This is a genomic window from Chromatiales bacterium (assembly GCA_014762505.1).
Taxonomy (GTDB): Bacteria; Pseudomonadota; Gammaproteobacteria; order SpSt-1174; family SpSt-1174; genus SpSt-1174.
Window position 1 is genome coordinate 21305 of record JABURS010000031.1, and the last position, 18646, is coordinate 39950.

At 65.2% G+C, this 18646-nt stretch carries 16 protein-coding genes; 8 read left to right on the forward strand and 8 right to left on the reverse strand.

Annotated elements, in window-relative coordinates; genetic code table 11:
* The first annotated feature begins 9 nt into the window (after positions 1-9).
* The 7 genes from HUJ28_04575 to HUJ28_04605 all read left to right on the forward strand — a co-directional run bounded on the left by HUJ28_04575 (position 10) and on the right by HUJ28_04605 (position 8045).
* The gene (locus HUJ28_04575) at positions 10-636 is read left to right on the forward strand and encodes an AAA family ATPase (GenBank protein MBD3618726.1); all 627 of its coding nucleotides are present in this window, start codon (positions 10-12) and stop codon (positions 634-636) included.
* Complete coding sequence (locus tag HUJ28_04580; protein MBD3618727.1) at positions 633-896, forward strand: hypothetical protein; 264 nt, start codon at positions 633-635, stop codon at positions 894-896. Before HUJ28_04575 ends, HUJ28_04580 begins: the two co-directional genes overlap by 4 nt.
* A gap of 120 nt (positions 897-1016) precedes the next feature.
* The gene (locus HUJ28_04585) at positions 1017-2021 is read left to right on the forward strand and encodes a sodium-dependent bicarbonate transport family permease (GenBank protein MBD3618728.1); all 1005 of its coding nucleotides are present in this window, start codon (positions 1017-1019) and stop codon (positions 2019-2021) included.
* 17 nt (positions 2022-2038) lie between these two features.
* Entirely contained in the window at positions 2039-2359 is a 321-nt protein-coding gene (locus tag HUJ28_04590; GenBank protein MBD3618729.1) for a transcriptional regulator, read from the forward strand.
* Between the two features lie 33 nt (positions 2360-2392).
* On the forward strand, positions 2393-4507 hold the full coding sequence (locus tag HUJ28_04595; GenBank protein ID MBD3618730.1) for an STAS domain-containing protein: 2115 nt from the start codon (positions 2393-2395) through the stop codon (positions 4505-4507).
* A 310-nt stretch (positions 4508-4817) separates the two neighbouring features.
* Complete coding sequence (locus HUJ28_04600) at positions 4818-6923, forward strand: SulP family inorganic anion transporter (protein ID MBD3618731.1); 2106 nt, start codon at positions 4818-4820, stop codon at positions 6921-6923.
* A gap of 108 nt (positions 6924-7031) precedes the next feature.
* On the forward strand, positions 7032-8045 hold the full coding sequence (locus HUJ28_04605) for a LysR family transcriptional regulator (GenBank protein MBD3618732.1): 1014 nt from the start codon (positions 7032-7034) through the stop codon (positions 8043-8045).
* Positions 8046-8052: 7 nt separating this feature from the next.
* Here the strand turns inward: HUJ28_04605 and HUJ28_04610 are convergent, their stop codons facing one another.
* Positions 8053-8862, reverse strand: coding sequence for a CbbQ/NirQ/NorQ/GpvN family protein (locus HUJ28_04610; protein MBD3618733.1), 810 nt, complete (start codon positions 8860-8862; stop codon positions 8053-8055).
* Positions 8863-9093: 231 nt separating this feature from the next.
* Between HUJ28_04610 and HUJ28_04615 the strand changes: the two genes are divergently transcribed.
* Positions 9094-11058, forward strand: a complete 1965-nt coding sequence (locus tag HUJ28_04615) for an alpha-glucosidase C-terminal domain-containing protein (protein ID MBD3618734.1) — start codon at positions 9094-9096, stop codon at positions 11056-11058.
* A 52-nt stretch (positions 11059-11110) separates the two neighbouring features.
* Here HUJ28_04615 and tsaA read toward each other — a convergent pair whose 3' ends face one another.
* Genes tsaA through HUJ28_04650 form a run of 7 tightly spaced genes read right to left on the reverse strand, consistent with a single transcriptional unit; the run spans position 11111 to position 18644 of the window.
* Complete coding sequence (tsaA, locus tag HUJ28_04620; GenBank protein MBD3618735.1) at positions 11111-11842, reverse strand: tRNA (N6-threonylcarbamoyladenosine(37)-N6)-methyltransferase TrmO; 732 nt, start codon at positions 11840-11842, stop codon at positions 11111-11113.
* A 4-nt stretch (positions 11843-11846) separates the two neighbouring features.
* Positions 11847-13151: a DUF58 domain-containing protein gene (locus HUJ28_04625; GenBank protein ID MBD3618736.1), complete on the reverse strand. Its 1305-nt coding sequence runs from the start codon at positions 13149-13151 to the stop codon at positions 11847-11849.
* Positions 13148-14164, reverse strand: coding sequence for a MoxR family ATPase (locus tag HUJ28_04630; GenBank protein MBD3618737.1), 1017 nt, complete (start codon positions 14162-14164; stop codon positions 13148-13150). Before HUJ28_04630 ends, HUJ28_04625 begins: the two co-directional genes overlap by 4 nt.
* A complete protein-coding gene (locus HUJ28_04635; protein MBD3618738.1) occupies positions 14161-15306 on the reverse strand; it encodes a DUF4350 domain-containing protein in 1146 nt (381 codons plus the stop codon). The genes HUJ28_04630 and HUJ28_04635 overlap by 4 nt, the downstream gene beginning before the upstream one ends.
* Positions 15303-16928, reverse strand: a complete 1626-nt coding sequence (locus HUJ28_04640; GenBank protein ID MBD3618739.1) for a DUF4129 domain-containing protein — start codon at positions 16926-16928, stop codon at positions 15303-15305. The genes HUJ28_04635 and HUJ28_04640 overlap by 4 nt, the downstream gene beginning before the upstream one ends.
* Complete coding sequence (locus HUJ28_04645; protein MBD3618740.1) at positions 16918-17901, reverse strand: stage II sporulation protein M; 984 nt, start codon at positions 17899-17901, stop codon at positions 16918-16920. Before HUJ28_04645 ends, HUJ28_04640 begins: the two co-directional genes overlap by 11 nt.
* Positions 17898-18644: an RDD family protein gene (locus tag HUJ28_04650; protein MBD3618741.1), complete on the reverse strand. Its 747-nt coding sequence runs from the start codon at positions 18642-18644 to the stop codon at positions 17898-17900. The genes HUJ28_04645 and HUJ28_04650 overlap by 4 nt, the downstream gene beginning before the upstream one ends.
* Between the last annotated feature and the right edge of the window lie 2 nt (positions 18645-18646).

The following is an 18646-nucleotide window of genomic DNA, read 5'->3' on the forward strand; positions in this document are numbered from 1 at the left end:
GATACCGCCATGCCCGTCATCGCTGTGGTGGGCAACAAGGGTGGTGCGGGTAAGACAACGCTGGCGGTGAATCTCGCCGCGGCATTGGCTCGTCGCGCATCCACCGTGGTGCTCGATGCCGATCCGCAGGGTTCTGCCCTTCAGTGGCGTGCCTTTGCCGACGGCCGTGCTGCCGTGGATGTCCTGTGTGCCACGGCGGGTATCGAGTCCCTGGTGCGCAACGCAGCATCGCGTCATTCCCACGTCATCATTGATTGCCCCCCTTCCGTACATTCCCCGCAAATGAATGCGGCACTGCGTATCGCGGATCTTGCCCTGATCCCGGTGCAGCCATCGCCGGTCGACCTGTGGGCCACGGTCCATGTCGAGGAGGCCGTCGCGCGGGCGCGCGAGTCGAATCCCGAACTGGACGCCCTGGTCGTCATCAATCAGCTGGAGGCACGCACCGTGCTGTCCCGACTGATGCGTGATGCGGTGTCCGAACTGGCGCTGCCGGTGGCGGATACGGCCATCCGGCGCCGTGCGGTGTTCCGCACCAGTGCGCTGGAAGGCAAGAGCGTGATGGACATGGGCAAGCGGGGCGAGGAAGCCGTCGCGGAACTCGACCAACTGATCAACGAGGTACTCAAGTCATGAGCGATACCGAAAAGACCCGACAGAAGCTGATGGACACCATTCGCCGCACCAAGGCGGGCGCCACCGGCGCGCCGGAAGAGGCCCCGCAGGCGGCCGCCGCGGCGGAAAAGCCGGCGCCTGCCGCCAGGCCCAAGACGGCGAAACCGAAGGCCAAGCCGAGCCCGAAGCCGGCTGCCAGCAAGAGCACCCCGGCGAAAAAGTCTGCGGGCGGCAGCCAGGGCGATGCCTATCAGAGCGGTCGCCGCGTCTGGCCGGACTGAGATTTAATCATTTATAATCGTCGATATATTCGTTTCATATAATCGATTTGAAGCAAAGAGTCAGGCACCGCATACTCAATCCATTGACGTAACGACAGGTCAATTCGGAGGAAGGCACCGATGTCCGCCCTCAGTAACCTGCTCATACCTGCGGTCCTGTTCTTCGCCCTGGGTTTTCTGGCCCGGGTCATCAAGTCGGACCTGCGCCTGCCGCAGGACCTGGCGAAGATGCTCTCGATCTACCTGCTGGTGGCCATCGGGCTGCATGGCGGGTACGAGCTGGGCCAGTCGGATCTCGGGGCGGCATTCAATGCCGTACTGTGGGCGGTGATCCTGGGTTTCGGATTGCCGCTCATCGGTTACGCCCTTCTCCTGTTCACCCGTCGTGTCGACCGGATGAATGCTGCGGCGATTGCAGCGCACTACGGTTCGGTGAGCGCCGGTACCTTTCTTACCGCCATCGCCTACCTGGACAGTGCCGGCATCACGTACGAGAGCTATCCGGTCATCATGCTGGCGGTGATGGAGTCGCCCGCCATCATCGTCGGCCTGTTGCTGGCCTCCTGGTCGCGACGCCAGCTCGTCGATGCGGGCGATGCCGACCCGGCGAACGGCAATGGCAGCGGCCGGCGGCAGTGGAAGACGCTGGCGCACGAGGCGCTGACCAATGGCAGCGTGGTGCTGCTGCTCGGTTCGATGGTGATCGGCGCTGTTTCGCGACCGGGCTCCATGGAAAAGCTCTCGCCGTTCATCGACGAGATCTTCATGGGGGTGCTCTGCCTGTTCCTGTTCGAGATGGGCATGGAGGCGGCGCGCCGCATACGCGAGTTTCGCAAGGTGGGCCCGGTGCTGATCGGCTTCGGCCTGATCATGCCGCTCATCGGTGGCGCCATCGGTATTGCGGTGGGTCACCTGGCGCTGGATCTGAGCATCGGCGGGACCACGCTGGTCGGTGTGCTCGGCGCGAGTGCCTCCTATATCGCGGTACCGCCGGCCATGCGCCTGGCCGTGCCCGAGGCGAATCCATCCTATTATCTAACGCTCGCACTCGGTATTACCTTTCCGTTTAATGTCGTCATCGGTATTCCTCTCTATCACCAATTGGCCATCATAGTGGGTGCCTGATACAGGACATAGATGCCATGCACGAGCTTTCGTCCGAGAAATTGATCACGATCATTACGACCGATGTTCTTGAAGACCGTCTGATCACAATCGTCAAGGCGCATGGGGCAAGCGGCTATACGATTCAGCGGGCTCGTGGTGGTGGTTCGAGCGGAGAGCAAAGCGGGATGCTGGATGTGGATACGAATATCACCTTCCACGTCGTGTTGCCGCCTGATAGGCTCTCGGGAGTACTTGCAGACTTGCATCGATTGATTCGGAAACATTATCACCTGACGGTTTGGGTGTCCGATGTTTCGGTGCTGCGACCAGAGAAGTTTTCTGACCCACTTGCCTGACCCGGTTATTACTCGTGTAGAGGCCTATAATTGATGCGGCGACTAAGCTCAAGGCTGTTCCCGTTTGTTGGTTGGTTTCCTGTCACGGCGGGTGGTTTGCGTGCAGATCTGATGGCGGGACTCGCCGTTGCGCTAGTGCTTATACCCCAGTCCATGGCATATGCGCAGCTTGCGCAGTTGCCGCCCATCTATGGCCTGTACGCAGCCTTTCTGCCGGTTATGGTTGCTGCGCTATGGGGCTCGTCAAGCCAGTTGGCCACCGGGCCAGTTGCTGTCGTATCGTTGCTTACGGGGACTGCGCTATTACCCTTTGCGGCAGCAGGCTCACCAGAGTTCATAGCGTTGGCTATTGCACTTGCAGCGCTTATCGGGGTGATTCAGCTGCTGCTCGGGCTCTTGCGCATGGGTGTGCTCGTCAGCTTCATTTCTCATCCGGTGGTGATTGGGTTCACGAATGCTGCGGCGCTTATCATCGCGCTCTCACAGCTTAATAAGCTGCTAGGCCTTCAGCGCGATACCGAAAGTGCTTTCCTGGTGGGTATCTGGGACATGCTGTTGAGGATCGGTGACTCACATGTTCCTACTGTGATGATGGGCGTGGGTGCAATAGCCCTGATGTGGTTGCTGAAGAAGTATCTCCCGAGGGCTCCGGGTGTTCTCATTGCCGTTGTGCTGTCCATCCTGATCAGCTGGTTGGCTGGTTTTGAACGCAAGACAAGCGTGTCAATGGATGCGATCGCAACTGAAGAAGTTCGCGCCTTGATCGAGGAGAAGCACGCTGTAAAGCTGGCTGCCGAGACGCGCGAAGAGGTAGTGCGTGATATCGATGAGCGACTTGTCGATATCACTGATGGTGAGGCGCTGATGCTGCAGCATCAGCGTAACGTCGCTGCCCATGAGGCCGAGGAGTTGCGGGAGAAAGCCAGGCTGATCGCTTCAGAGATACGCAGGATTGGCTTGCAACAGGCTGCCGGAGGTGTGGGTGTCTTCTACGCCGTCGATGTATCGCCGACAGATGTGGAGCTTGACAAGGGCATATGGCGATTCGTCGGTACCTCTGAGAACGAGGTGACGCTGAGCAGTGGCGGGGCTGTTGTCGGTACGGTTCCCAGGGGTTTGCCTGATCTCGCCTGGCCAAGCCTTGACTGGCAGGTGGTTACGTCGTTGATCACGTCGGCCTTCATTATTGCAATGGTCGGGTTCACTGAGGCGATTGCCATTGCCAAGGCGATGGCGGCGAAAACCGGTCAGCGCATCGACCCGAATCAGGAGTTGATAGGGCAGGGACTGGCGAATATGGTCGGCAGTATCAGTCAGGCTTATCCGGTGAGTGGTTCGTTCTCGCGTTCGGCTGTCAACCTGAGCAATGGTGCGCGCACGGGACTTTCGTCTGTGTTTACCGCGCTGATTGTGCTCGTGACATTGCTCTTCCTGACATCTCTGCTTTATCACCTTCCCCAGGCAGTGCTTGCGGCCATCATCATGATGGCGGTCTCGGGCCTGGTGAATGTCAAGGCAGTCAAGCATGCCTGGCAGGCAAGTCGACACGACGGGCTGGCCGCCATCGTGACCTTCGTTGTCACTCTGGTGCTTGCGCCCAATCTCGAATTCGGGATTCTCGCCGGCGTAGGCCTTGCCGTGGCGCTGTATCTTTATCGAACGATGCGGCCTCGTGTAGCCGAGCTTGCGCGCTACCAGGATGGCACCTTGCGTGATGCCAGGCTGTATGGGCTGGCGCCATTCAAGAGTGCCTGCATCATTCGTTTCGACGGCGGACTGTTCTTTGCCAATGTTCCCTATTTCGAAGATGCTGTGCTGAATGCCGTTGCGCGCAATCCCGAGGCCAAGTATGTCGTGATCGTCGGCAAGGGAATCAATGAGGTCGACGCGTCCGGCGAGGAGGTTATACGTCATCTCGTACGGCGCCTGCGCGAACGGGATGTCACGTTGGTATTTGCCGGCATCAAGGCGCAGGTGCTCGATGTGATGCAGCGTACCGGTCTTTACGAGGAGATTGGCGAGAAGTACGTTTTTCGCTCGACCCAGGGTGCACTGGATGCCGTGGCGGAATGGACGGGCGACGACTCCTTGCGAGACGCAAAGTCGGAGAAATCCGGCAGTGGACACCCAGTCGCAGATCCTGCCTGAGGGTTGGGGTGGAGAGCGGGTCGTGACGCATGTGGCGAATCGCCGCACCACGAGCCTGCTGCCATGGGTTCTCGTCCTGAGAACGAGGCAAGAATTATACATTTATAATGGTCTATAGTTTATTTAAAAAATATCAATTAGAATAAATCACTTGTTGTGGCCATACTCCGGTGTCCTGAAGGTTTACCCAATGACGCGACTGGTAAATTGCCCGGCACTGGGCCGCTGCCTGATTCACAGCGATATGCCGTGTCGCGGCGTCGTCGACTCTCGACTGACAACGACAGTCTGAAAGACCCGGAGTAACCCGATGCACTCGCTTCTTTACACGCTGTTCCCTTTCCTGCGCTGGTTCCCCATGAATTCGGCCGGAATACGTGCCGATTTCCTCGCTGGTCTCACTGTGGCATTGGTACTTGTTCCGCAAAGCATGGCCTATGCACAGCTTGCCGGATTGCCAGTGGTATACGGCCTGTATGCCTCCTTTATCCCCGTCATCGTCGCATCGCTGTGGGGGTCGTCCAGTCAGCTGCATACGGGTCCGGTGGCAATGCTGTCCCTGATGTCAGCAGCAGCACTTATCCCATTCGCAAGTCCAGAGAGCCCCAGTTTCATCGAGTTGTCGGTAATGCTGGCATTGATGGTTGGTGTGCTGCGTCTGGCGCTGGGTGTGTTCCGCCTTGGGGCGATCGTCAATCTGCTGTCGAGCCCCGTGATCGTGGGTTTCACGAATGCTGCAGCGCTCATTATCGGTTTGTCGCAGCTGAGTAAGGTTCTCGGTGTGCCATTTCCTCGCACGGATAATTACCTGGCTGACCTGTGGCGTGTTCTCGAACAGATTCCAGAGTTGCATTGGCCGACCCTGATATTCGGTGTGGGTGCATGGTTGGTGATATCTCTGATGCGCCGCGTAATGCCCTCTCTCCCAGGCGTACTCGTTGCCGTTGTGCTGGCCACTCTGGTGAGTGCGGTGGTCGGCTACGAGAACAAGAAGACGGTGTCTCTGGAACAGATTGAGGACCCGGTCATTGCTGAGGCGATAGATGCCTTCGGCAAGGTGCACATGCGTATCGGTGAGCTCACAAACGAGATTGCTGAGGTCAACCGTTATGCTGAAGAACTGAAGAAGCGTGGCAACGAGAAGGATTTCGCTGAGGCTGCCATGCTGGAGGCCAGTGCGGCGGTTTATTCGCAAAAGCTGGATAAGCTGAAATCGGAGAATACAGTGCGCCGCGTTGAACTGCATGCAATGCGGTTGACGCAGATCGCAGGTGATGACGGGGTGTCACGTTTCGTACCCGTCGCTGCTGTGGAGTCGACCGAGGGAGGTGTATGGCGTTTCCATGGTGTCGACAAAGATGGTGTCGTACTCTCATCGGGTGGTGCCGTTGTGGGCAATATTCCGGAAGGGTTGCCGAGTTTCGAAGTGCCTACTATCCAGTGGGAGCTCGTGATTGCGTTGCTGCCCGCCGCGCTGGTCATGGCACTGATCGGTTTCATGGAGGCAACCTCCATTTCCAAGGCCATCGCCACCAACACGGGTGAGCGAGTGGACACCAGCAAGGAGCTGGTGGGACAGGGTCTGGCGAACATCGCCGGCAGCTTCTTCGGCTCCTATACCGTTAGCGGCTCCTTCTCGCGCTCGGCCGTGGCTGCGCGTACGGGTGCGAAAACCGGTTTGTTCGCCATCATCAGTGCATTGGCCGTGATGCTGGTGCTGCTGTTCTTCACCGAGTATCTGTATCACCTGCCGCAGGCGGTGCTGGCGGTGATCGTGATGATGGCGGTGTTCAGCCTGATCCGTATCTCGCCGCTGGTGAACGCCTGGAAGTTCGATCGCATCGGCGCACTCATCGGCGTCATCACCTTTGTTGCCACCCTGTTAATGGCGCCATCGATTGCCAACGGAATCCTGCTTGGCGTGGCTCTGACCGTGCTTTACCACCTGGTGCGGATCATGAAGCCGCGTACCGAGATCGTCGGTCGCAAGGATGATGGCACCCTGGGCGGGATGCTCACGCATGGGCTCGAGCCGATCAGCGAGAACTTCGTACCGGTTCGTTTCGATGGCTCGCTCACCTTCATCAACGTGGCCTATTTCGAAGATGTGATCCTCGAGGCGCATAGCGATTTCCCGGATGCCAAGGCGATCCTCGTGATCGGCAGCAGCATCAACGAGATCGATGCCTCCGGTGAGGAGAAGGTACGCGAGGTGGCACAGCGCCTGCGCGAGGTGGGTGTGAAACTTGCCTTCAGCGGTCTCAAGCACCAGGTCATGCGAGTGATGGAGCGCAGTGGGCTGGTCAAAGAGCTGGGGGCAGATGCCTTCTATCCCGACAAGCAAAGTGCACTCGATGCAATGATCAAGCAATACGGTGCCGGCCCCGCGCCGGCGCGCAGCCCTGCCGCCGGCTAAGGCCGGGGCGGGCGACTGCCCAGGCAACCGGCGATGGCCAGGAAGGGGGAATACATGGGGGACGAGTCGTCCAGCCGCTCCAGACAGGGCTATCTGCCTGCCGTGGCCATGCCCGAGCACCTGATCCGGCATGCCACCCTGCGCCAGCTGCAGGTCTTCGAGGCGATTGTCCGCCTCGGCAGTTTCACGCGCGCGGCCGAGGAGCTGTTCCTGACCCAGCCCACGGTGTCCATGCAGATCAAGAAGCTCACGGATGCCGTGGGTCTGCCGCTGTTCGAGCATGTGGGGCGCAACGTGCAGCCCACCGAGGCCGGGCGCGAGCTGTACGATGCCGGCCGGCGCATGTTCGAGACCCTGGCCAACCTCGAGATGAAGATGGCCGATCTGCAGGGCATGAAGCGTGGTCGCCTGCGCCTGGGGGTTATCACCACGGCGCAGTATTTTGCGCCGGAGATCCTCGGTGAGTTCAGTGCGCTCTACCCGGGTATCGAAGTCGCCCTGAAGGTATCCAACCGCGACAGCATCATCGAACGCCTGCAGGGCAACGAGGACGACCTCTACATCATGGGCCAGGCCCCCGAGGGCGAGGTCGAGGTGGAGGCCTTTCCCTTCGCGCCCAACCCGCTGGTCGTGATCGCCCCGCGCAACCACCCGCTGGTCGGCGAGCGTGACATCCCCCTGTCCCGTCTGGCGGAAGAGCCCTTCATCCTGCGCGAACCCGGTTCCGGTATCCGCGATGCCATCACGCGCTACTTCGACGCCGAAGGCGTGCGGCCCAAGGTGCGCATGGAACTCGGCAGTAACGAGGCCATCAAGCACGCGGTGGTCGGCGGGCTCGGGCTGTCGGTGCTGTCCCTGCACACGCTGGCGCTGGAGGGCACCAGCGGTCCCGTGGCGATTCTCGACATCGAGGGTTTCCCGATCCTGCGGCGCTGGTACCTGGTGTATCCGAAGGGCAAGGAGCTCTCGCTACTGGCCAGCACCTTCCTCGAGTTTGCCAAGGAGAGCGAGACCAAGATCCGCGAACGCCTGTTCCGTATCTGGCCGCCGCTCAAGGAGTACGACCTCGACAAGGTCGAGCCCGCCACGCGGGTGAAGAAAAAGGCGGCGAGAAAGGGCTAGCGCACCGCTAGCCGAAGCAGGCCTGGATCGCGGCCTCCAGCGTATCGCGCATGTCCGCATCGTCTGTGAGCGGGCGCGCCAGGGTCATGCTGCAGGCGGACAGCGGTTCGATGCCCTGGGCGATGAGCCGGCCCGCATAGACCAGCAGCCGCGTCGAGATCCCTTCTTCCAGTCCATGTCCCTTCAGATGGCGTGCGCGTTCTGCGATGTGCACCAGTCGCGCCGCCGTATCTTCGTCCACGCCGCTTTCGGCAGCGACGATCTCCGTCTCGATGGCGGCCTCAGGGTAGTCGAAATCCAGCGCCGCGAAGCGCTGCCGGGTCGAGGGTTTCAGGTCCTTCATCAGGCTCTGGTAGCCCGGGTTGTAGGAGATCACCAGCTGAAAGTCCGGGTGGGCCTGAACCAGCTCGCCCTTCCTGTCCAGTGGCAGCGTACGGCGATGGTCGGTGAGCGGGTGGATCACCACGGTGGTGTCCTGTCGTGCCTCCACCACCTCGTCGAGGTAGCAGATGGCGCCGATGCGTGCGGCCGTGGTCAGGGGACCGTCCTGCCAGACCGTGCCGTGACGATCGAGCAGATAGCGGCCCACCAGATCGGCCGCCGTCATGTCCTCGTTGCAGGCGACGGTGACCAGCGGCCGACCGAGCCGGTGCGCCATGTACTCGACGAAGCGCGACTTGCCGCAGCCGGTCGGCCCCTTGAGCATCACCGGCAGGCGTGCGGCATAGGCGGCCTCGTAAAGCGCCACCTCGTCACCGACCGGGCGGTAATAGGGTGGGCTGGCAATGCGATGGGCTGTGGCAGGTGTGTCGCTCATGAACGCTCTCCCGGGGGTTTGGAACGACAACGCAAGTTCTGTTCCAGTTGCCCGGCCGGCGTGTACCGGCAAGGCGAGCCGCGCCGCATGCACTGCCACGGTGCAGGCGGTCTGTCGTGCCGTTCGGCGTGCACGGTTGGGAGTCATGCCGGCGGCGGGGGTTATATTCACGACCGGCCCCTTTTATAGTGGTGGGCGAATCCCTGCAGTTTCATCAATGGAAAGGCGGCGATGACCCGGATGATGCCCAAAGACTCCGTCTGGCTGGAACGCGAGAGTGCGGCCTCGCTACAACGGCTGCTGCCGCGCATCGAGGCGCGGTTTCGCGAGCGTACCGAGGCCGGTGACTGGGAGGCCTATGTCGAGCGTCTCACGCGGCACTTCCCGCGGCTCTTCAGTCGCCTGCATGCGCTGTATGGCGGCAACTACGATTTCTTCTATCACCTGGAGAGCATCCTCGCCTCCGCCACGCAGATGTGGCTGGAACGTCCGCAGGAGCTCAAGGCGCTGGATGCCATGCGCGAGGTGGACCCGCGCTGGTATCAGTCCAGCCGCATGGTCGGGGCGATGTGCTATGTCGACCGCTTTGCCGGCGACCTAGAGGGACTGCGCGAGCGTATTCCCTATCTCACCGAGCTGGGGATCACCTATCTGCACCTGATGCCGGTGTTCCGCACGCCGAAGGGCGACAACGACGGCGGCTATGCGGTGAGCAGCTACCGCGAGATCAACCCCGGGCTCGGCACCATGGACGACCTCGCGGCGCTGGCCACCGAGCTGCGGCACCATGGCATCTCGCTGGTGCTCGACTTCATCTTCAATCACACCTCCGACGAGCATGAATGGGCGCAACGCGCGCTCGCGGGCGAGGAGCCCTTCCGCGACTACTACCGCATGTATCCGGATCGCGAGATGCCGGATGCCTTCGAGCGCAGCATGGGGGAGATCTTCCCGGAGGATCACCCGGGCTCCTTTACCTACGTCAACCGCATCAAGAAATGGGTGTGGACGACCTTCAACACCTTCCAGTGGGATCTCAACTACGAGAACCCCGAGGTGTTCAACCGCATGCTGGAGGAGATGCTGTTCCTCGCCAACCAGGGGGTGGAGGTGCTGCGCCTGGATGCGGTGGCCTTTCTCTGGAAGCGGCTCGGTACCGACTGCCAGAACCTGCCCGAGGCGCACTGGCTGATCCAGGCCTTCAATGCCATCGCGAGCATCGTGGCACCGGCGGTGGTCTTCAAGTCCGAGGCCATCGTGCATCCGGATGAGGTGACCAAGTACGTGAGCCTGGATGAATGCCCCCTGTCCTACAACCCCGAGTTCATGGCCCTGATGTGGGAGGCCATGGCCACCCGCGACGTGCGCGTGCTGAATCATGCCCTGCACCGGCGCTTCGTCCTGCCGGAGGGCTGCGCCTGGGTGAACTATGCACGTTGTCACGACGACATCGGCTGGGCGTTCTCCAACAGCGACGTGCAGGCGGTGGGTTTCGATGCCGACGAACACCGGCGCTTTCTCACGCGTTTCTACACGGGACGTTACGAGGGCAGTTTCGCGCGCGGCCAGCCCTTCCAGGAAAACCCGCTGACCGGCGATGCGCGCGTCTCCGGGACCTGTGCCTCGCTCTGCGGTCTCGAGCAGGCACTGGCGGAGGACAGCGCGGAGTCGGTCGAACTGGCGATCCGTCGCATCCTGCTGTTGCACGGGCTGATCGTGACCATGGGCGGGGTGCCGCTCATCTATCTGGGCGACGAGATCGGCATGCTCAATGACGACGGCTACGACCAGGACCCGGGCAAGGCCGGCGACAGCCGCTGGCTGCATCGCCCGGTCTTCGACTGGGCACGCGCCGCCGATCGCAGCAACGCGGGCACCCCGGTCGGGCAGGTGTACCAGGGCATCCTGCGGCTGATCCAGCTGCGCCAGCAGAACCCCGCCTTCCAGCGCGCCGAGACCGATATCGCGGATACCGGCAATGCGCAGGTCTTCGGCTTCTTCCGCACCCACGACCAGCACAGCGTGTTCGTGCTCGCCAACTTCAGCGACCAGCCCCAGCGCTTGGAGGCGCGCCGTCTGCGCCAGATGGGCCTGCGCAAGACCATGGTCGATCTCTTCGCCGGCCGCACCCTCACCGCCACCCAGGAACTGGTGATGGAGCCCTACCAGTTCATGGTGCTGACCCGGGCGGTGTGAGAATGCCCGGGGTGATCCGGGCATGCCGTCGTGGCAGAAACTCTGCCTTGCCTCAGTCCTCGTCGCAGGCCACCAGCGCGGTGACGGTGACGGTCTTCCCCTCCACCCGCCAGCGAAGATCAAAATCGTACAGCCGCATGCCGTAGTCGGCCGCCGCGGTCTCCCCGCCGCGATAGGCGGGGCGCGGGTCCAGCTGCAGGAGCTCGGTGATCAGGGCGCGCAGGTCCGCCAGCCCGGCGGCCTCGCGCGCGGTGATCTCCCGGTCGGCGCTGTCCGTGAAGGCGATACCGAGTGTCCGGTCGGGCGGGGTGGGGGCGAAGCCGCCGCGGGCCTCGGGCAGGGCGTCGGCGTAGGGGAGGTAGGGCTTGATGTCGACGACCGGGGTGCCGTCCAGCAGGTCGATGCCGCTGACATGCAGGCTGACGGCATCGCCTGCGATCTCGATGCGGTCGAGCCGCACCACCGACAGACCCAGCGGGTTGGGCCGGTAGGTGGAGCGGGTGGCGAAGACGCCGACGCGCTCGTTGCCGCCGAGGCGCGGCGGGCGCACGGTGGCCCGCCAGGCGGCGCCGAGGTGGCGGTGGAAGAGGAAGCTGATCCACAGGTGCGAGAAGTCCTCGATGCCGCGAAAGGCCTCGGGCCGGTTGTAGGGCGCGAGGATCTCGATGCGCGCGCGGGCATGCGGCACGAGCCCCGGCTGGCGCGGGATGCCGAACTTCTCCCGGAAGCAGGAATGCACGTAGCCGATGGGCTGCAGGGTGATGGCGTGTCTGTTCCCGCCCATGTTGTCAGAGCCTGCCGCTGCGCTTGATGTCGAGGTAGCTGTTCACCAGCGCCACCGAGAGCCGGTCGGGCGGCACGTCGAGGCTGAGGATGCCGCTGGCCTGGACGTTCTCGAAGGTGCGGCGGCGCGAGGCGAGGTAGCGGTGGGTGCTGGCCACGCGGATGGCGTCGTCGAAGTCCTCGACCTCGTCCTGCAGCACGTCCTCCAGCGCGCGCTCCTGCATGCTGGCGAGCAGCACCAGGTGGCGCTTCTTCAGCAGGTGCAGGGCGGGCAGCAGGTCCTCGCTGTCCTCGTCGCGCAGGTTGGTGATCACGATCACCAGGGCGCGCTTCTTCTGCCGGGCGAGGAACTGGGTGACGGCCTGGGCGTAGTCCGGCGCCTGGGTGGTGGGCTGCAGGTCGTAGACGGTGTTGAGGATGTGGTTGAGCTGGGCCTGGCCCTTGGCCGGGCGCAGCCAGCGCTGTTCGCCGCTGAAGGTGCCCAGGCCCACGGCATCGCCCTGGCGCAGGGCGACGTAGCCGAGCAGCAGCAGGGCATTGAGGGTGTGGTCGAAGTGCGAGAGGGCGTCGTCGCGGGTGAACATGCGGTGTCCGCAGTCCACCAGGAACACCACCTCCTGGTCGCGCTCGTCCTGGTATTCGCGGGCGATGAGCTTGCGCATGCGCGAGCTGGCCTTCCAGTCGATCTGGCGCGGGGAGTCGCCGCGCCGGTATTCGCGCAGCTGGTGGAAGTCCTGGCCCTCGCCGCGGCGGCGGCGCTTGAGGATGCCCATCTGGCTCAGGCGGTTGTCCATGGCCAGCAGGATGTACTTGCTCACGGCGGCGAAGTTCGGATAGACCTGCGCGCGTCCCTCCAGCGGCACCCGCAGGCTGCGCTGCCACAGGCCCAGCGGCGAGGTGAGGCGCAGCTGCACGCCGGGAAAGACCAGCTCGCCCCGTTCGACGGGGCGGATCTGGTAGCCGAGCTCGACGTGCTGGTCCGGGGCCAGCGTCGCGCCCTGTGGCAGGCCCTCGGCCGTCACCGCCTCGGGGTGGTGGTCGTAGATCTCAAGACGCAGCCGCCGCCGGCCCGGGTTGTGCACCCGCAGGGTGACCGGCCGCCTCACCCCCAGCGGCAGCGAGCCGGCCAGCTCGCGCGTCACCGGCGGCGGGCGCATGCGCCAGGCGGCCAGGGCGTCGACGAGGACCACCCCCGCCAGGGCGGCCAGGGCCCAGCCCCAGGCAGGGGCGAGCACCGGCCACAGGGCGGCGGCCAGTCCCAGGGCGGCCAGCAGCCAGAGGGCGAGGAAGAGGCGGCGGGCGGGGATCATGTGCGCGGGGCGTCGACCCGGTCGATGAGGGCGGCGAGCACCTGGTCGGGGGTCTGGCCTTCCAGCTCCAGTTCCGGCGAGAGCACGATGCGGTGGCGCAGCGCGGGCCGGGCGATCTGCTTCACGTCGTCCGGCGTGACGAAGTCGCGCCCGGCCAGCAGGGCGGCGGCACGGGCCGCGCGCACCAGGCTGATGCCGCCGCGCGGGCCGGCGCCGACGGCGATGCCCTGCCAGTCGCGGGTGGTGCGGGCGATGCGCACGGCATAGTCGTTCACCTGCCGGTCGACGCGCACCTGGGCGGTGAGGCGCTGCAGGGTCTGGATGGCCTCGGGCCGGACCAGGGTCTGCACGGCGCTGACGTCGAGCACATCGCCGACGTGACCGCCGGTGATGCTCGCCACCATCTCCTGCTCCTCCGTTTCTCCCGGATAGTCGATCTGCACCTTGAAGAGGAAGCGGTCGAGCTGGGCCTCGGGCAGGGGATAGGTGCCTTCCTGCTCGATGGGGTTCTGGGTGGCCAGGGTCATGAAGGGCCGCGGCACCGGCATGGCCTGGCCCTCGATGGTGACCTGCTGTTCCTGCATCACCTCGAGCAGGGCGGACTGGGTCTTGGCCGGGGCGCGGTTGATCTCGTCGGCCAGCAGCAGGTGGGTGAAGACCGGGCCCTGGCGCACGTTGAAGCGCTCGCTCTTCATGTCGTAGATGACGTGGCCGGTGACGTCGCTGGGCATCAGGTCGGGCGTGAACTGGATGCGGGCGAAGCTGCCGTCGAAGGTGCGGGCCAGGGCCTGCACCAGCAGGGTCTTGCCCAGTCCGGGCACGCCCTCGATGAGCACGTGGCCGGCGGCGAACAGGGCGATGAGCACCTCGTCGATCACCTCGCGCTGGCCGACCACGGCCTTGCCGATCTCCTCGCGCATGCGCCGGGCGAGCTGGCTGGCCTTCATGAGCTGCTCGTCGGCGGCGGGCTGGCGAGCGGCGTTGCTGTCGTCGTGGATGTTGTCGTCCGTCATAGCTGCTTCCTGATGGTTTCGAGCGTTCGGATGAGGCGGGTGAAGTCCTGCGCCTGGCTGTGGTCGCGACGATGCAGGAGTTCGTGGATCTCGGCCGGCGGCAGGCCGGTGAGTCTTGCCAGGTGCTGCTGACGTTCCTCGACGGGCAGCTCGGCCCAGCCCGGGTGCACCCGGCACAGGCGCGCGTCCAGCGCCTGGCGCACGTCGTCCACCAGGGCCTGGCGGCGGTCGTGGCGCCACAGGTAATGGCCGGCGGCCTCGATGTGCTCGAGCAGGCGTCGGCGGGTCGGCGGCGGCACCGGTACCAGCGGGCCGAAGCGCTGGCCGGCGGCCAGCAGCCAGGCGAGGAACAGCAGCCCCAGGCTGAGGATGAGCGCGGGGGCGTGACGCCACAGCCAGACCGGCAGGCCCGGCATCTCGTCGAAGCGCACCAGCCAGACCTGCGAGGGGACGTGTTGCAGGTGCACGAGATGCCAGAGGAATTCGGCGTGGTCGTGGTCGCCGATGTACCAGTTGTTGATGAACTGCATGGGCCCGAGCAGGGTGATGCCGCCCTCGCCCAGGTGCCGGTGGACGAGGTGGGTACGGGCATCGCTCTGGATGACGCGGTCGTCGGCCTGTGCGCCGGTGAAGTGGATCCAGTTGTCGAAGTCGACCGCCAGCGGCTCGTCGGCGGCCTGCAGCGGCACCTCGACGGGGCCGGTGAGGTAGTCCGTGTGCTCGATGCCCAGGTCGAGGCGCGCGAGCAGCGGGTCCTGGCCACCCTGCAGCTGCCAGTCCTCCGCATCGCTGTCCCATGTGAAGTCGCGGCTGCGCACCACCAGGTGGCCGCCGGCGCGCACCCAGTCGAACAGGCGGTCGTAGTGGCTCTCCACCAGGGTGAGGCGCTCGGTGGTGATGACCAGCACCGCGTCGGTGGCCGGCAGCTGCTCGAGCTGCTGCAGCGAATCGACGTCCTCTGCCGGCACGCCCATGGCGCGCAGGAAGCGGCCGGCGGCCAGCAGCGGGTTGTGCCGGGCCTCGGCGCTGGGCCTGACCCATTCCTTCTCCGGCACCTGCTCGTAGTTTTTCAGGAACAGGGCGACGCCGCCGGCGACCAGCAGGATGAAGACGAGCCCGATCACCATGCCGAGACGGCTCATGCCGCGGCCTCCCCGTCGTCCCCGGCGAAGTGCGTCTGCCATTGCGCCAGCAGGCGCTGGCTTTGCGTGGACTCCGGCTCGCGGTGGGCGTAGGCGATGAGCTGCCAGACACCGGTGAGCTCGGCCAGGTACTGGTGGCGCGGGGCGGAGATGGCCTGGCGGGCCAGGGCGAGGATGTCGCCCTCGGTGTGGCTGTCGTGCAGGGCCAGGCCCTCGCGGTGGACCAGCGCCGCCAGGGCGCCGCGATACAGCAGGCTCATGGCCTCGCGGTGGCGGCCGGCCTGCCACAGGGCCCGGGCGGCGGCCGCGATGTCCTCGGGCAGCGAGTCGGCGCGCAGGTCCAGGCCGAACAGGGTGTCGGGCGGACGATAACCCGGCTGCCGGCGGCGACGCCCCGTGATCAGGCCCAGCCAGCGGTCACGGTAGACGATGAGCAGCAGGACGGCGAGGCCCAGCAGGAACCATAGCGAGGCCCGGGTGAGGGTGGCCAGGAGCTCGGCCAGGTCCTCGAAGAACTCGCCGAATTCGGGGCCGTCCTCCCGGGTGTTCTTGCCGTCGTCCTCGCGCGGCTTGAAGCGCCAGCGCAGCACTTCGCGCTGGTGACCGAAGTCCTTCGCGGCCAGCACGGCCTCGATGGTCCCGGCGGCGCGGTCCGCCGACAGGCGGGTGGGGTTGACGGTCTCGCCGACGGCGGCCGGTTCCTCACCCGGTTCCTCCCGGGTCGGCAGCTCCTGGGTCTGTTGCTCCTCGGCCTGTTGCTCCTGCGCCTGTCCCTCCTGGGCCTGGACCGGGGCCGGCAGGCCGAGGGTGAGCAGGGCGGCCAGCAGCAGGGCGGCCAGGGGGGCGAGGAACAGGGCCGCGGCCTGTGCGCGCAGGGCGGCCAGGCGCTGCGCCAGCCGGCGGAAGACGATCTCGATGTCCCAGCCCTCGAGCTGGGTGCGGCGATTGAGGTAGAGGGTGAAGCCGCCGGCCACGAACAGGGGCTCGATCAGGCTGACCACCAGGAAGTACATGCCGGCCTGCACCGCGCTCACCCAGTAGGCCGGGTCGTCGCGAAACAGCAGGTCCGGCAGGTCGAAGTCCAGGTGCGCCGGCAGCAGCAGCCAGATCAGGCCGTACAGTCCCAGCCAGACGATGAACTCGAAGCCCACGCAGACCAGGGTGAGCCACACGGCGTAGGGACGTGCCCGGATCTGCAGGACGCCCTGGCGGCGCCGGCGTATCCGGCCGCGCAGCCCCTCGAGCTGCCAGACGGGCAGGGTGAAGCTGCGCGTGAAGCTCGGGATGCGCAGCAGGGTGAGCTGGCTCAGCAGCCCGGTGCGCAGCAGGCCGGGCACGGCGCCGAGGGCCTGGCGGGCGGTCGTGCGCTCGTCGAAGATGGCCCGGCTGAGCACGAACAGCACCACGCGGTCGTAGAAGGGCTTGCACCACCAGAACAGGAGGGGCACCAGCCAGGGGTGGTCCTGGAGCGCGACGCTGAGGAACAGGAACAGCGGCAGGACGGTGAGAAACCAGGCGGTATAGATGTCGCGCGCGTGGCGGCGTACCAGGCCGAAGCCCAGGTCGATAGCCTCCCAGGGGCTGCGGCTGCGCAGGGCGATGTTGAGCGCCTCAAGCTGCACGGCGGCGCCCCAGGAAGAGGAAGTAGGCGATGACCAGCACCCAGAGGGCGATACCCACGCCCCACTTGATCGTCACCGGCGTGGCGGCGATGGACGACCAGAAGGCCTCGATGAAGGCGGCGATGAAGAACATGGTGGCGGCGCCGAAGACCAGGGTGACGGCGACGCGGCCGTTGTCCAGCAGGGCCCGCAGCCGGCTTTTGCGACCCGGCCGCACCAGGCCGGCGGCCAGCTTGAGCCCCGCCGCCCCGGAGATGACGATGGCGGTGAGCTCCATGGCGCTGTGGCCGGCGACGAAGCCCCAGAAGGTCTCGATGTAGCCGATGTGGGTGAGGTGGCCGGCCACGGCGCCGATCACCAGGCCGTTGTAGATGAGATAGAACAGCGTGCCCAGGCCGAAGACCAGGCCGCCGGCGAAGGTCTGGAAGCCGATGCTGGTGTTGTTGCGGATGTAGTAGCCGAACATCAGCACGTCGGAGTCGGCCTCGCGCTCGCGCCCCAGCCGCTCGTGGTTCTCCGGGTCGTACATCGACTCCATGTTCACCACGGTCCAGCCGTCGAGCACGGTGTAGACGAACTCGGGGGCGAACTGCACCGTCACCAGCATGCCGAAGAAGGGGCCATAGAACAGCAGGCAGGCGAGCAGCAGGGCACGCCACTCGCGGCGGACGGTGGCGGGGAAGTCGGCGGCGGCGAAGCGCAGCATGCGCCCGGCCAGCCCGCTGCGCGACTGGTACAGCCGCTGGTGGCCGCGCAGTACCAGGTCGTCCAGGCGTTCGATCAGCGGCTGGCTGTAGAGCCTGGCGCGGGCCAGGGCCAGGTGATGGCAGGCCTCGCGGTAGAGGCGCGGGAACTCGCCGGGGTCGACGGGCGGGGCGTCCGCCTGCGCCGGCCTGCCGCGGCCCGCTGCGAGCAGGTCCTCGAGGCGCTCCCAGTTCGCCTGGTGACGGGCGATGAACTGTTCCTGGTTCATGCCACCGGGCCTCCGTTGCCGTTACCGCTGCCATTGCCCCTGCCGTTCGGCGCGCGCCGCCCGGCGATCCAGCTGGCCATGCCCTGCAGCTCGGCGAGCGGCTGCGCGCTGCCGGCGACCAGCTCGCCGGTGAGCCCCGCCAGCTCCTCGGCCCGCTCCCGGGTGAGACGCGGGCTGCGCTCGGCGAAGCCCAGCACGGCCTGCTGTTCCTCCAGTTGCAGGGCGAAGGGCGGGGTGTGCGGGTCCGCCTCCGGCAGCTGCAAGGCCTTGTCGCGCTTCGTCACGTAGACCACCACCGTGCCGGCCACCAGGTCGCCCAGGCGCTTGAAGTCGCGGTTGAGCAGGCAGCTCACCAGGCCGAAGGCATAGAACAGGGGCAGGAAGTCGACCACCCGCAGCAGGTTGCGGGTCATGGCGCCGCCCCAGTTCACCGGGGTGGCGTCGTCGTTCAGCACGCGCAGGCCCATGGCGGCCTTGCCCGGGGTCTGCCCCTTGTTCAGCACCTCGAAGAACACCGGGTAGAACCACTCGGTGAGGAAGAACAGGATGAAGAGGATACCGACGCCGAAACGCCCGAGCAGCGGCAGGGTGTATAGCAACGCCATGTAGATGCCGGTGCGGATCAGCTGGTCGATGACGAAGGCCAGGGCCCGCGGCACCGGCCCGGCCGTGGCCAGGCCCAGGGCGATGCCCTCCGGCGTCTCGACGGTGTGGCGGGTATCGAAGCGTTGCGTGGCGCTCATCG

Bases quoted from the DNA above. Each gene is read 5' to 3' on its own strand.
- HUJ28_04575 (MBD3618726.1), top strand. From the start codon at position 10: ATGCCCGTCATCGCTGTGGTGGGCAACAAGGGTGGTGCGGGTAAGACA.
- HUJ28_04580 (MBD3618727.1), top strand. From the start codon at position 633: ATGAGCGATACCGAAAAGACCCGACAGAAGCTGATGGACACCATTCGC.
- HUJ28_04585 (MBD3618728.1), top strand. From the start codon at position 1,017: ATGTCCGCCCTCAGTAACCTGCTCATACCTGCGGTCCTGTTCTTCGCC.
- HUJ28_04590 (MBD3618729.1), top strand. From the start codon at position 2,039: ATGCACGAGCTTTCGTCCGAGAAATTGATCACGATCATTACGACCGAT.
- HUJ28_04595 (MBD3618730.1), top strand. From the start codon at position 2,393: ATGCGGCGACTAAGCTCAAGGCTGTTCCCGTTTGTTGGTTGGTTTCCT.
- HUJ28_04600 (MBD3618731.1), top strand. From the start codon at position 4,818: ATGCACTCGCTTCTTTACACGCTGTTCCCTTTCCTGCGCTGGTTCCCC.
- HUJ28_04605 (MBD3618732.1), top strand. From the start codon at position 7,032: ATGCCCGAGCACCTGATCCGGCATGCCACCCTGCGCCAGCTGCAGGTC.
- HUJ28_04610 (MBD3618733.1), bottom strand. From the start codon at position 8,862: ATGAGCGACACACCTGCCACAGCCCATCGCATTGCCAGCCCACCCTAT.
- HUJ28_04615 (MBD3618734.1), top strand. From the start codon at position 9,094: ATGACCCGGATGATGCCCAAAGACTCCGTCTGGCTGGAACGCGAGAGT.
- tsaA (MBD3618735.1), bottom strand. From the start codon at position 11,842: ATGGGCGGGAACAGACACGCCATCACCCTGCAGCCCATCGGCTACGTG.
- HUJ28_04625 (MBD3618736.1), bottom strand. From the start codon at position 13,151: ATGATCCCCGCCCGCCGCCTCTTCCTCGCCCTCTGGCTGCTGGCCGCC.
- HUJ28_04630 (MBD3618737.1), bottom strand. From the start codon at position 14,164: ATGACGGACGACAACATCCACGACGACAGCAACGCCGCTCGCCAGCCC.
- HUJ28_04635 (MBD3618738.1), bottom strand. From the start codon at position 15,306: ATGAGCCGTCTCGGCATGGTGATCGGGCTCGTCTTCATCCTGCTGGTC.
- HUJ28_04645 (MBD3618740.1), bottom strand. From the start codon at position 17,901: ATGAACCAGGAACAGTTCATCGCCCGTCACCAGGCGAACTGGGAGCGC.
- HUJ28_04650 (MBD3618741.1), bottom strand. From the start codon at position 18,644: ATGAGCGCCACGCAACGCTTCGATACCCGCCACACCGTCGAGACGCCG.